This is a genomic window from Nocardia grenadensis (assembly GCF_050942415.1).
In the GTDB taxonomy this organism is placed as follows: domain Bacteria; phylum Actinomycetota; class Actinomycetes; order Mycobacteriales; family Mycobacteriaceae; genus Nocardia; species Nocardia grenadensis.
This window is the reverse complement of record NZ_CP192054.1, coordinates 5,200,196-5,212,275: the sequence shown is the minus strand read 5'-3', so window position 1 is coordinate 5,212,275 and position 12,080 is coordinate 5,200,196. Positions and strand designations below refer to the sequence as shown.

The 12,080-nt window shown below is 68.1% G+C and carries 11 protein-coding genes; 4 read left to right on the top strand and 7 right to left on the bottom strand.

From position 1 onward, the window contains the following. Positions 1–193: 193 nt before the first annotated feature. The 3 genes from ACQPYS_RS23930 to ACQPYS_RS23920 all read left to right on the top strand — a co-directional run bounded on the left by ACQPYS_RS23930 (position 194) and on the right by ACQPYS_RS23920 (position 3,473). Positions 194–1,498: a cytochrome P450 gene (locus tag ACQPYS_RS23930; RefSeq protein ID WP_433490877.1), complete on the top strand. Its 1,305-nt coding sequence runs from the start codon at positions 194–196 to the stop codon at positions 1,496–1,498. An 80-nt stretch (positions 1,499–1,578) separates the two neighbouring features. After that, the gene (locus ACQPYS_RS23925) at positions 1,579–1,974 is read left to right on the top strand and encodes a RidA family protein (RefSeq protein ID WP_431941355.1); all 396 of its coding nucleotides are present in this window, start codon (positions 1,579–1,581) and stop codon (positions 1,972–1,974) included. Positions 1,975–2,000: 26 nt separating this feature from the next. After that, positions 2,001–3,473, top strand: coding sequence for a phytoene desaturase family protein (locus ACQPYS_RS23920; RefSeq protein ID WP_433490876.1), 1,473 nt, complete (start codon positions 2,001–2,003; stop codon positions 3,471–3,473). Here the strand turns inward: ACQPYS_RS23920 and ACQPYS_RS23915 are convergent. From ACQPYS_RS23915 to ACQPYS_RS23885, 7 genes are all read right to left on the bottom strand, one after another. After that, the gene (locus tag ACQPYS_RS23915; protein ID WP_431941357.1) at positions 3,470–4,396 is read right to left on the bottom strand and encodes a cation diffusion facilitator family transporter; all 927 of its coding nucleotides are present in this window, start codon (positions 4,394–4,396) and stop codon (positions 3,470–3,472) included. The two genes, ACQPYS_RS23920 and ACQPYS_RS23915, sit on opposite strands and share 4 nt — an antisense overlap. 436 nt (positions 4,397–4,832) lie before the next feature. After that, complete coding sequence (manA, locus tag ACQPYS_RS23910) at positions 4,833–6,047, bottom strand: mannose-6-phosphate isomerase, class I (protein ID WP_431941358.1); 1,215 nt, start codon at positions 6,045–6,047, stop codon at positions 4,833–4,835. Continuing rightward, positions 6,047–7,243 (bottom strand): hypothetical protein, encoded by a 1,197-nt coding sequence (locus ACQPYS_RS23905; RefSeq protein ID WP_063039261.1) that lies wholly within the window; start codon positions 7,241–7,243, stop codon positions 6,047–6,049. The genes manA and ACQPYS_RS23905 overlap by 1 nt, the downstream gene beginning before the upstream one ends. Before the next feature lie 114 nt (positions 7,244–7,357). Then, on the bottom strand, positions 7,358–8,734 hold the full coding sequence (locus ACQPYS_RS23900) for a phosphomannomutase/phosphoglucomutase (protein ID WP_431941359.1): 1,377 nt from the start codon (positions 8,732–8,734) through the stop codon (positions 7,358–7,360). Positions 8,735–8,791: 57 nt separating this feature from the next. After that, positions 8,792–9,166 carry a DUF3499 domain-containing protein gene (locus ACQPYS_RS23895; protein WP_084481536.1) on the bottom strand — a complete coding sequence of 125 codons (375 nt, stop codon included), beginning with the start codon at positions 9,164–9,166 and terminating at the stop codon, positions 8,792–8,794. 591 nt (positions 9,167–9,757) lie between these two features. Then, on the bottom strand, positions 9,758–10,237 hold the full coding sequence (locus tag ACQPYS_RS23890; RefSeq protein WP_169811940.1) for a metallopeptidase family protein: 480 nt from the start codon (positions 10,235–10,237) through the stop codon (positions 9,758–9,760). 85 nt (positions 10,238–10,322) lie between these two features. Beyond that, positions 10,323–10,556 (bottom strand): WhiB family transcriptional regulator, encoded by a 234-nt coding sequence (locus ACQPYS_RS23885; protein WP_039826355.1) that lies wholly within the window; start codon positions 10,554–10,556, stop codon positions 10,323–10,325. Between the two features lie 513 nt (positions 10,557–11,069). On the opposite strand from ACQPYS_RS23885, the gene cofD reads away from it, so the two are divergent. After that, complete coding sequence (gene cofD, locus ACQPYS_RS23880; protein WP_433490875.1) at positions 11,070–12,068, top strand: 2-phospho-L-lactate transferase; 999 nt, start codon at positions 11,070–11,072, stop codon at positions 12,066–12,068. Positions 12,069–12,080: the final 12 nt, after the last annotated feature.

Below are 12,080 nucleotides of genomic sequence, written 5' to 3'. Positions count from 1 at the left end.
ACCACGGTAGGGCCGGAGTTTCCGACTCCGGCAGGTTCCCCGGCCGCCGCACGGTCCGTAGCGTTCGACGCGGTGGTACTCCGGTGCCGGTGGACATCGAACGCGACCGGACCGGCCGGCCGCCACCTGCCGCCGCCCGGGCCGCCGGGGGCGCGGCACCGGGAAGCCGTCGGCATGACAGGAGTGGGTGGGAATGAAACCGGAATACGTGTTCCGCTGGGTGAATCAGCACGGGCTGATTCGCGTCGCGAAGAAAGCGCAGCTGCGCCGGGGGGATCTGTTCGCCCGCCTCAACGGCGGACCCGAGGGGATCACGAACCCGTACCCGTTGCTCGAGGAACTACGCGGGGAGGGCGGAATACACCGCGCCGGGCCCCTGTGGATCACCATGGATCACGCGGTGGTCCGGGAAGTATTACGGGACAATCGCTTCGGGGTGGGTATGCCCGCGCTCGTCCGCCTGCCCGGATTCGCCCGCCGTGCCCTGGCGCGCCGCCCGATCCCGGCCAATCCCGTCGATCCGCCCTCCATGTTGATGATCGACCAACCCGAACACACCCGGATGCGCAAACCGGTCGCGGCGGCCTTCACTCCGCGGGCCATCGGCCGCCTGCGGGATCGGGTCGTCACGGTCACCGAGGAACTACTCGCCGCCCTGCCCGAGGACGCTCCGGCCGACCTGGTCGGCCGGTTCGCCGCACAGGTGCCGATCGCCATCATCTCCGAAATGCTCGGGTTTCCCGACCGCGATCGACAGATGTTCCTGAGCTGGGGTGACGCCATCAGTCCGCTGCTGGATATCGGGATCTCCTGGCGCGCCCACGAACGCGCCATGCGCTCCTCCGAAGCGGTACAGGACTATCTGCTCGACCATATCGACCGGCTGCGCGCCGAACCCGGCGACGATATCCTCACCAGCCTGGTCCGCAAGGGCGAACTGTCCACCCACGAATTGTGCGCGTCGGCGACCCTGCTGATGGGCGCGGGTTTCGAGACCACGGTCAACCTCATCTCCAAAGGTATTGTGCTGCTGCTCGAACATCCCGAGCAGCGCGCCCGCCTCCTGGACGAACCGGAGCTGTGGCCCGGTGCGGTGGAGGAGATCCTGCGTTTCGATCCCGCGGTGCAGACCACCGCGCGGCTGGCGCGCGCCGACGTGGATATCGCGGGTAAGCGGTTGCGCGAGGGCACGACCCTGGTGCTGTCGCTGGCCGGTGCCAACCGCGATCCGGCGATGTTCCCCGAGCCGGCCCGCTTCGACATCACCCGCCCCAACGCCAAGGAACACCTCGGCTTCAGCAGCGGTATCCACGCCTGCCTCGGTGCGAGTCTGGCCCGGATGGAGGCGGCCCACGCCTTGCGCGCGCTCTTCGAACAGTTTCCCGACCTCCGGCTCGACGGCACGCCGCGGCGGCGGCAGTTGTACACCCTGCACGGCTACGAGACCCTGCCGGTCCACACCGGTCCCCGCGCCCGGGTCGGGCAGGCCATCGCCTGATCCGCGACGGTGATGTCACACTCGGCGCGCGCGAATCGTCGGATCGCTGTCGAAGAGTCATCGCATCGAGGAGAATCGATATGTCCATCGAGATCAGCAATCCGGCCGGCCTGCACGATCCGGTCCCGTTCGGCTACAGCCATGTGGCCGTGACCAGCGGCGAACTGGTGTTCGTCGCCGGTCAATACGATTCCGACGGACAGGGCGCCACCACAACCGGTGATTTCGCCGGTCAAGTGGAGCGGGCATTCGCCAACCTGGGCACCGCGCTGCGTTCGGTAGGCCTGGATTTCGCCGATATCGCTCAGCTGCGCACCCATATCGTCGACCACGGCCCGGACAAACTGGCCGTGGTCGGCGCGAAAATCGCCGAGATCTGGGGCGACCGGCCGCCGGTCCAGACGCTGACCGGCGTCGCGGCCCTCGCGCTCCCGGCAATGCTGTTCGAGGTGGATGCGGTGGCTGTCCGACCCTGAACCGTCCGAGAAGGCACAATCGGGGGATGGCGGATGTCGTAGTGGTAGGTTCTGGCCCCAACGGCCTCGCGGCGGCGGTGACCATGGCCGCCGCGGGGCTCGAGGTCGAGGTGTACGAGGCCGCGGATACCGTGGGCGGCGGCTGTCGGACCGCGGAGACGACCCTGCCCGGGTTCCGGCACGACGAATGCGCGGGCGCCCATCCCATGGCCCTGGCCTCCCCCTTCTTCCAGGCATTCGATCTCGCCGCGCACGGGGTCGAACTGCTCACCCCGGTGGCGTCCTATGCCCATCCACTGGATGGCGGTACTGCCGGGATCGCGTGGCGGGACCTGGAGCGGACAGTCGACGAACTGGGAGTCGACGGTAAGGCCTGGCGATCGCTGTTCGCACCGTTGATCCGGGACTGGCAGCACGTCGTACGTACGGCGATGTCGGATATGCGGCATATCCCCTTCAGCCCCGCCACCGTCCGGTTCGGCCTGCGCATGCTCGAACAGGGCTCCCCGCTCTGGAACACCCGTTTCCGTGACGGGATCGCGCCCGCGCTGTTCACCGGGGTCGCCGAGCACGTTATCGTCCCGCCCCGGCAGCTGCCCGCGGTGGGCGCGGGACTGCTGCTGGCCACTCTCGCCCACGCGGTCGGCTGGCCGGTGCCGCGCGGCGGCAGCCAGGCGATCATGGACGCGCTGGCCGCCGATCTGCGCCGGCGCGGCGGGCGGCTGTACACCGGCCATCGGGTGGACTCCCTGGCCGAATTCCCGACCGCGCGCGCGGTGCTCTGCGATATCGCCCCGGCCGAATTGCTCCGGATCGCCGGCGACCGCCTCCCCGCCGGATATCGCCGCCGGCTCGACCGTTACCGCTACGGCGGCGGTTCCTGCAAGGTGGATTTCGCACTGTCGGGGCCGGTGCCGTGGCAGGCACCCGGATGCGCCGAAGCCGGGACCCTGCATCTGGTCGGCAGCCGGGCCGAAGCGATGGCCGCCGAACACGCGGTAGCCGCCGGAATCCACACCGACCGCCCCTTCACCCTGGTCATCCAGCCCGGCGTGGTCGACCCGACCCGGGCCCCTGCCGGACAGCACACCCTCTATGCCTACGCCCACGTACCGCACGGCTCCGACCGTGACGTAAGCGAACTCGTGGCCGGTCAGATCGAACGATTCGCCCCCGGCTTCCGCGACCTCGTCCTCGCGAAACATGTACGGACGGCCGCCGAAATGCCCGCATACAACGCCAACTATGTCGGTGGCGATATCAACGCGGGAGCGATGACCCTCGCGCAAACCGTTTTCCGCCCGGTACCGCGCTGGAATCCGTACGGCACCGGGCTGCCCGGGGTGTACCTGTGTTCCTCGGCGACCCCGCCCGGCGGCGGCGTCCACGGTATGAGCGGCCTACACGCCGCCCGGCACGCGCTGCGCACGGTCTTCGGCGACCGCACCGACCCCTACCGGCTGCTCGCCGCGGACATCGCGCCGGATCCGGCGACCTAGGCCTCGCGCACGATCTCCCGATACAGGTCCGGTTCCAGATAGATGATCCGCGCGGCCGGGACCGCCGCCCGCACCCGGCTCTCCGCCGCATCGATACCCGCCGCGATCTGCGCGATATCCAGCCCCGGCGTCACCGCGACCTTCGCCGCCACCAGCAGCTCCTCCGGGCCCAGATACTGGGTCTTGATATGGATCAGGCGGTCGATGGTGGTCCCGTCCACCAGGTTCTCGCGAATCGCCCGGTCCTCCTCGGGAGTCGCGCCCTCACCGATCAGCAGACTCTGCATCTCGATGATCAACACGATCGCGATCACACCCAGCAGGCCACCGATCGCCAGCGTGCCCACCCCGTCCCACACCGGATCGCCGGTCACCATCGTGAGTCCCACACCACCGAGCGCGAAAACCAGACCGATCAACGCGCCGGTGTCCTCCAGTAGCACCACCGGCAACTCCGGGCTCCGCGAATTACGAATGAACTGCCACCAGCTCGCCCGCCCTTTCAGCGGCGCCGACTCCTTCACCGCGGTGCGGAAACTGTAGCTCTCCAACGCGATAGCGATCACCAGGATCACCACGGCCACGATCGGCGAACTCAACTCCTCCGGATGCTGGATCTTGTGCACACCCTCGTAGAGGGCATACACCGAACCCAGCGTGAACAGCACCAGCGCCACCACGAACGAATAGAAATAACGGCTACGCCCGTACCCGAACGGATGCAGTTCATCGGCCTGCTGCTCGGCCCGGTTCTGCCCGAACAGCAGCAAACCCTGGTTGGCGGTATCGGCGACCGAGTGCACGCCCTCCGCCAGCATCGACGCCGACCCGGTGATCGCGGCACCCACGAACTTGGCCACCGCGATCCCGGCATTCGCCGACAACGCGGCAAGAATCGCCCGCTTACTTCCACCAGCCGACATCCGCCACCCTCCTGCTACTCCGATGCCCGAACCATTGGTCCGAAGCCACGCCGCGCCACAGCCTATGCTGTGTTGGATGGCGGCGCCTCCGGCGCCGCGGGGTCGAGGCCCCCGAAGGTCCCGCCGTTCAGTCCTCGGGACTCGCGCCTGCGGCGCATGCAATGTGCGGTGGGCCGGTTCATAGAGTGCGGCCGTTTGAGCGCCCTCGGCCGAGGGCGGGACGGGCCTCGACCCTTTCAGGGCCTCGTGAACTCGGCACCGAGAGGGTCCGGGTATTCGTGAAGGCGATCAGATGCCAGGCCGGCCGGACGGTCGAGTCGGCATCCGACCCGGACATCGAATGCCGACGCAACCGCATGCGTCGAGTGTTGCGAGACACCCCGAAACGGCGAGACACAAGGGGGCCTCGAATCCGCGACGCCGCAGGCGGCGCCAACTAAACGGCGCCGACGCAGGCGCAGAACAAGGTGGCGGGTTCGTCGGTGGCCTGGGCGCGAATATCCTTGTCCGTCGCCGAAATCCACGCGGCCGAGCCGCGGGCCAGGGTGACCTTCGAATCGCCGTCCAGTAGGCGGGCCGAACCGGCTGTGCAGAGCACGATGCCCGGGCCCGCGTCGGTCAGCGGCACGAGGGCGGATCCGGCGGTGAGGTCGAAACGGCGCAGCGCGAATTCGGGGGCCGGGGTGTCATAACGGACGGAACCGTCACCGGCGGGCTGGGGGAGGACCAGGGGCAGGTCGATCGGTTCGAAGTCCAGCACTTTCAGCAGCTCCGGAACGTCGACGTGTTTGGGGGTGAGCCCGCCGCGCAGCACATTGTCGGAGTTGGCCATGATCTCCACCGCCACGCCGTGCAGGTAGGCGTGCAGATTCCCGGCGGCGAGGAACAGGCCCTGACCGGGCTGCAGGGTGATCCGGTTCAGCAGCATCGCGGCCAGCACACCGGCGTCACCGGGATAGGCTTCGGCCAGTTCCAGCGTGGTGCGGGCTTCGGCGGCGAATTCCCGTTCGGAACTGGACAGGTATCGCACGCAGCCGTCCAGCACGGTCGGCAGCAGAGTGTCCAGTACGTTCGGCGGGAGGGTGATCCAGCTGGTGAACAGCGTCCGCAGGCCATCGGAATCGGGTTGTGCGGCAAGCAGGTCGGCGTACTGGGTGAGTTCGGCGACCTCCAGGGCCCGGAAGAGATCCACCGTGCGCAGTGGGTCGCGGAATCCGGCGAGTGCCTCGAACCTTTCCAGCGCGACCACCAGTTCGGGTTTGTGGCTGTCGTCGCGGTAGTTGCGCATCGGGGAGTCGAGCGGTACCTGGGTGCGGTTCTCCCGGGCGAACCCGGACCGTGCCTGTTCCGCGCTCGGATGCGCTTGGAGCGACAGCGGTTCCTCGGCGGCCAGGATCTTCAGCAGGAACGGCAGCCGGTCACCGAACCGCGCGGCGGCCGCGCCGAGTTCCTCGTCCGGATTCTCCGACACCGCCTCCAGCAGCGACCGGGTGCCGTCGTCGATGCGCAGATAGGCCGGGTCGGCGGGATGGGCACCGAACCACAGTTCCGCTTCCGGGTGTGCCGACGGGACCTGGCGTCCGCAGAGTTCGGCGAGCGCGGTGCGTGAGCCCCAGGCGTACGAGCGCAGCGCACCCACGAGTTCGTGCACTAGTAGTGTCCCCCGTCGTAGCTGTCCGGATCGCTCGCCGCGATCGCCCGGCCGCCGATGAGCCGCAGATAGGCCGCTGCCATCTCCCAGCGCAACGCGAGTACCGCGAGACGGTCCAGTTCACCACCGATCGGTGTGGGTACCGGTTGGGGGTCCGCCGACCCGGCGCGGGCTGGGTCGGCGGGAATCGCTTCGAGTTCCGCGGTGACCAGGTCGGCGTCCACGGTGCCGCCGCCCGCTCCACCGAATACCGCGATCCGGCGGCGCGCCGCCATGAGATCGGAATCGGTGCTGCACAAGAAGATCCGCTTCTTCTCCACCGGCGGCGGACCGTCGAGTTGCTCGTCGTGGAACAGCGGATCGTAGTCGGGTGCGGCCGCGGTGGCGGCGTTCACCAGACGGGGTAGCGCGGTCACCGCGACAGCGAGATCCACCGCGGTCGCGGTGCGGCCGGCCGATTGCAGCAGCACCTCGGCCGCGTGCAGCGCGAGCCCGGTGGTGGCTTCGCTGTCGCCGGCGAGGATGAGTCCGCGCTGTTGGGTCCGCGCGGCCAAATTCTTGGCGGGATTGTGGAAGACCTCGTGCTGCGGGCCGTCGCGCAGGGCCTCGGTGTCGAGGACATCGGCCAGTTCGGCCAGTTCGGGCAGGAATGTGGCGCTGCGATGCCCGTCGATGGCCTGCAGGACCGCGATTCCGATGCCGAGATAGCGCAGCAGCCGGTTCTCGTCGAGTACTGGGATGCGGGGCGCGAGCAGCGCGGCCCGCCCGGCCGCGGCGGCGCGCAGCGGACCTTCGTCCGGTGCCGCCACGACCACCTCCGCGCCGCGGCGCAGCGCCCGGTCGACGGCGTCGATGAGCCGTGGATCGCCGGCGTCGTCGCCGGCCACCAGCACCACGTCCAGTGGGCCGGCCCAGGAGGGTACCGTGGTGACCTGGACCAGCGGCAGACCGGTCCGGTCGCCGAGAGTCGCGACGAGCAGTGCGGCGGCCCGGGTGGCCCGTCCGGGGCCGGAGACCAGCAGCAGACTCCGCGGGCGCAAACCGTCGAGCCGGGTGAGCGCCCCTTCCGCCACGGCTGCCGCGGTGGCACGCACCTGGGCACCACCGGACGCGGCCGACCGGAGGGCGCCGCCGGTATCGGCGGCTTCGAGCATTGCGGCATCGTCCAGATCGAGTACCGGGGTGTCAGCGATCATCGGGCGTGGCACCTCCCCTCATCGCGCTGTTGTCGGTCTCGGCCGCGACCGCCCGCGTTGTGGACACCGGGTCTGGAACGGGCGAATCCACGGTGTGTATTTCCACTATTCCAGTCAGGCGCGGACGATGCGCAGGATCTCGGTCACGAGTGCGTCTACTTCCTCCTGCGACCTGGCTTCGACGTTGAGTCGTAGCAGCGGTTCGGTATTGGAGGCGCGCAGGTTGAACCAGGCATGGTCCGGTAGTTGCACCGTGACACCGTCGAGCCGGTCCACCGAGACCGCGCGCCCGGCGAACTCGTCGAGCACGGCGCCGGTCCGCGCGGCCGCGTCGTCGACGGTCGAGTTGATCTCGCCGGAAGCGGCGTAGGCCGTGTAGGAGGCCATCAGCTCCGACACGGGCCGCTTGTCCTCGCCCAGGGCCGCCAGTACGTGCAGAGCGGCCAGCATGCCGGAATCGGCGCCCCAGAAATCCCGGAAATAATAGTGGGCGGAGTGCTCCCCGCCGAAGACGGCGCCGGAGCTGGCCATCAGCTGTTTGATGAACGAATGGCCCACCCGCGACCGCACCGGATTGCCGCCCAGCTCGGCCACCAGCTCCGGTACCGATCGGGAAGTGATCAGATTGTGGATGATGGTGGCCCCGGGCTCCTTGGCGAGCTCCCGTTCGGCGACCAGCGCCGTGATGGCCGACGGCGAGACGGGATCCCCCTGTTCGTCGACCACGAAGCAGCGATCGGCGTCGCCGTCGAAGGCCAACCCGATATCGGCGCCCGAATCGCGGACCAGTGCCTGCAGATCCACCAGGTTCTTCGGATCGAGGGGATTGGCCTCGTGGTTGGGGAAGCTGCCGTCCAGCTCGAAGTACAGCGGTACGACCGTGACCTGCGGCAGTGCGCCGAGTACGGCGGGGACGGTATGCCCGCCCATCCCGTTGCCGGCGTCCACCGCCACGGTCAGCGGCCGGATACCGGCCAGATCCACCAGGTCGCGTAGGAACGCGGCGTAGTCGTCGAGCAGATCGATCTCGGTGGCGCCACCGGGCTCACCGTCGTACCCGGGTACGCCGGAGATCAACTCCGCGGCGATGGCCGCCAGACCGGTGTCCTGACCGACCGGCAGCGCTCGCGGACGGCACAGTTTGATGCCGTTGTAACGGGCCGGATTGTGGCTCGCCGTGAACATGGCGCCCGGGCAGTCGAGTCGGCCCGAGGCGAAATACAGCTCATCGGTGGACGCCAGCCCGATATGGACCACATCGAGTCCTTGGGCGAGCACCCCCTCGGCGAACGCCGCCACCAGCTCGGGAGACGAGGCGCGCATATCGTGCCCGACGACAATGCGCCGTGCCTGCTCACCCCGCATCAACCGGGCGAACGCGGCACCGGTGTCCCGGACGAAATCGGTATCGAGCTGGTCGGAGACCACACCGCGAATGTCGTAGGCCTTGATCACCGCGTTCACGGACTCGGCAGGGCGGGCGACTGTCATGGCGACTACCCTAATGCTTATGTTTGCGGCGTCGGAGTCGCCGCCGATAAGCGCAGCTCAGCTGGGGGGATCGGGGAGTACGCGCAGGTGGCCGCGGCGGCCGGTACGGGTCGGGCGGGGCGGCGGGGTGTGGTCGCGGTAGCCGCGCTGGTCGGGTTCCGGCGGGCGGCGGCGTAGCCCGGCCTCGCGGACGGCCTCGGCGAGGGCGGTCAGATCGTCGTCGTCGGGGCTGGTGGAGAAGCCGCCTTCGTGCCGGACCATATCCCAGCCCTTGGGGGCGGTGATCCGGGAGGCGTGGGTTCCGCAGAGGTCCCAGGAATGAGGTTCGGCCACCGTCGCCAGCGGGCCCACCACCGCGGTGGAGTCCGAGTAGACATAGGTCAGCGTCGCGACGGCCGGATTCTTGCAGCCGGGGCGGCAGCAACGACGCATGGAGATCACGTCGATGAGCGTAACCCGCCGCACCGACGCGAGTGGGGTAGACACGCTCATGGATCCACTCGCATACGGCGCGCCGCAGTGTGATTCGTGTCTATTTGCCCCGCCTCCGGCGGGACGGGCCTCGACCCTTTCAGGGCCGCGTAAACTCGGCACCGAGCGGGCGCTGCTGTTCGTGAAGGCGATCGGATGTCAGGCCCGCGGGGTGGTGGAGTCGGCCTCCGATTCGAACGAATCGGCATCCGATCCGGTCATCGAATGCCGACGCAACCCGTATGTGTCGAGTTTTGCGAGACAACCTCAACGGGTTGAGGCCCGTCTCGCCGTTTCGGCCTCGAAAGCGCATGAGCGTAGCTCGGGTCCCGAGGCCGAAACGGCGAGACCAAGGGGGCCTCGACCCCGCGGCGCCGAAGGCGCCGCCAAAACACAGCACCTTTGCGAGCAGTTCACACCCTCACCTTCGCGAGTGAGTCCACACCCTCGCCTTCGCAAGCGAGCCCGCCCCTCACCTCCGGGGTTCGGTCGGATGCGGCTCGTTGGCCCGGCCGATCCACGGGCCCGGAAGGTGGGGCGCCGTCGACAGCCCTATTCCGGGTCCGGGTCTATGACATCCGGGTCGACGCCGAGGTAGGTGGCGATCTGCTGGACCAGTACTTCGCGCAGCAGTTCCACGAGGTCCTCCGGATCGCCGGCGCGCAGTTCGAGGGGTTTACGGAACAGCACCACCCGGGCGCGGATGGGGGTGCCGTGCCGGTCGACGCCGGCGGGGATGAGCCGGGACAGCGGGACCGGGCCGTCGGCGACGACCTCGTCCGGCCAGGTGACCGAATCCGGGTGCAGTGGACGTATTTTGGGTACGTCGTCGACGGCGATATCGAGTTTGGTGAGCCGATCGTGCCAGCGGGTGTCCAGGGGGGCGAAGGCTTCCAGTACCAGCCGGTCGAATTTCTGGCCCCTGGTGCGCCAGGCCGGGACGGTCGGCGGCAGCATCGGTCCGCGGACACCGCGGCCGCGACGGCTGACCGACCGGGCGGTCGGGGGTCTGCGGTTGCGGGATCGTGCCATGACCATGAACGTTAGTCAGTGAGCGCCGATCGCGACGGCCCGCCCCGGCCACATACTCCGGGGCGCACCGACGCGAGCGGTGTCGTCAGCCGATACCGCGCTTGAGGCGCCGGCGCTCCCGCTCCGACAGGCCGCCCCAGATTCCGAAGCGCTCATCGTGCGCGAGCGCGTATTCCAGGCATTCGTCACGGACCTCGCATCCCATGCAGATGCGTTTGGCCTCGCGGGTGGAGCCACCCTTCTCCGGGAAGAAGGCCTCCGGGTCTGTCTCCGCGCACAGTGCGCGTTCTTGCCATTGTTCTTCGATGGAGCCGAACATCTCGTCGAAACCGGTCACGATCAGGCTGAGCCGGGGTGTCGATTCACGCTCACTCCGATCAGGTCCGGACCAGCCGTTGTCAACAGCGACGCCTCGTGCTGCGCCTGCTGTGGAATCGGTTCGCGATACACCCACCGGAATGCCGGCCGGGGCCAGATCATCGGCCATCGCTCCGCCTCCTCACTGTGTGTTAGCGCAGAAAGAATTCATTTCCGTCGATCAACGCGCATGCCGACGGCCAAACTCCGCGACGTTGTCTCGCGGACTTCCCCGAGCCTGCCATTCCAATTCGAACATCCGTTCGAGTTTCCGTACGCGCCTTGTACTTCCCGCGCGACCCGGAATGACATGTCTGTGATTAGACACGCCGCCTGTAGTGATGGTCAAGCCACCGTCACTATTCCGTTACTATCCCGCGCGGCATTGCGAGTCGATCTTGTGACCCGAATAGCAAATGAGCGGCAAATATAGCGGAAGGCGCACCATTTCCGACGCGGCATAGTGTGTACAGATGTGACTTCACAACAAGCGGACAGCGCACCCGCCAATGGCCCCCGTATCGTCGTCCTGGTCGGCGGAGTCGGTGGCGCGCGGTTCCTGCTGGGCGTCCGGGAGCTCCTGCCCGAGGCGGAGGTTTCCGCCATCGTCAATGTGGGCGACGATGTTTGGATGCACGGGCTGAGAATCTGCCCCGACCTCGATACCTGCATGTATACGCTCGGCGGTGGAATCGACCCGGAGCGCGGCTGGGGCCGGTTGGGGGAAACGTGGCACGCCAAGGAGGAGCTCGCGAAATATCATGCCCAGCCCGACTGGTTCGGGCTGGGGGACCGGGATATCGCGACGCACCTGGTTCGTACCGAAATGCTGCGCGCCGGGTATCCCCTCTCGGCGGTTACCGAAGCCCTCTGCAAACGATGGCAACCGGGTGTGAAACTCGTCCCGGCAACCGACGATCGCTGTGAAACGCATGTTGTTATCAGCGACCCGGAGAGCCCTGGCGAACGCCGCGCGATCCATTTCCAGGAGTGGTGGGTTCGCCACCGCGCCGCCGTCGAAACCCACGGATTCGCCACAATCGGGGCGGATGACGCCAAACCGGCATCGAATGTGACCGAACTCATAGCTGATGCCGATGTCGTATTACTCGCTCCCTCGAACCCCGTTGTCAGCGTCGGATCGATCCTCGCGGTGCCCGGAATTCGTGGTGCGCTGCGCACCACGAAGGCCCCGGTGATCGGGGTCTCGCCGGTGATCGACGGCAAACCGTTGCGCGGGATGGCCGACGAGTGCCTGTCGGTGATCGGTGTGGAGACGACGGCGGAGGCAGTGGGGCGCCACTATGGACCCCGTTCGGCCACCGGCATTCTCGACGGCTGGCTGATCCATACGACCGATACCGCCGAGGTCCCGGACGTACAGGTGCGCAGCGTTCCCCTTGTGATGACCGACCCGCCCACCACCGCCGAAATGGTGCGTGAGGCCCTCGATTTGGCAGGAGTGAAGCCGTGACCAGCGCAGAAC

Coding starts and splice junctions, on each gene's coding strand:
- ACQPYS_RS23920 (WP_433490876.1), top strand. CDS start 2,001: ATGGCGGATGTCGTAGTGGTAGGTTCTGGCCCCAACGGCCTCGCGGCG.
- ACQPYS_RS23930 (WP_433490877.1), top strand. CDS start 194: ATGAAACCGGAATACGTGTTCCGCTGGGTGAATCAGCACGGGCTGATT.
- ACQPYS_RS23915 (WP_431941357.1), bottom strand. CDS start 4,396: ATGTCGGCTGGTGGAAGTAAGCGGGCGATTCTTGCCGCGTTGTCGGCG.
- ACQPYS_RS23905 (WP_063039261.1), bottom strand. CDS start 7,243: ATGATCGCTGACACCCCGGTACTCGATCTGGACGATGCCGCAATGCTC.
- ACQPYS_RS23895 (WP_084481536.1), bottom strand. CDS start 9,166: ATGCGTCGTTGCTGCCGCCCCGGCTGCAAGAATCCGGCCGTCGCGACG.
- ACQPYS_RS23885 (WP_039826355.1), bottom strand. CDS start 10,556: ATGTTCGGCTCCATCGAAGAACAATGGCAAGAACGCGCACTGTGCGCG.
- ACQPYS_RS23890 (WP_169811940.1), bottom strand. CDS start 10,237: ATGGCACGATCCCGCAACCGCAGACCCCCGACCGCCCGGTCGGTCAGC.
- ACQPYS_RS23925 (WP_431941355.1), top strand. CDS start 1,579: ATGTCCATCGAGATCAGCAATCCGGCCGGCCTGCACGATCCGGTCCCG.
- ACQPYS_RS23900 (WP_431941359.1), bottom strand. CDS start 8,734: ATGACAGTCGCCCGCCCTGCCGAGTCCGTGAACGCGGTGATCAAGGCC.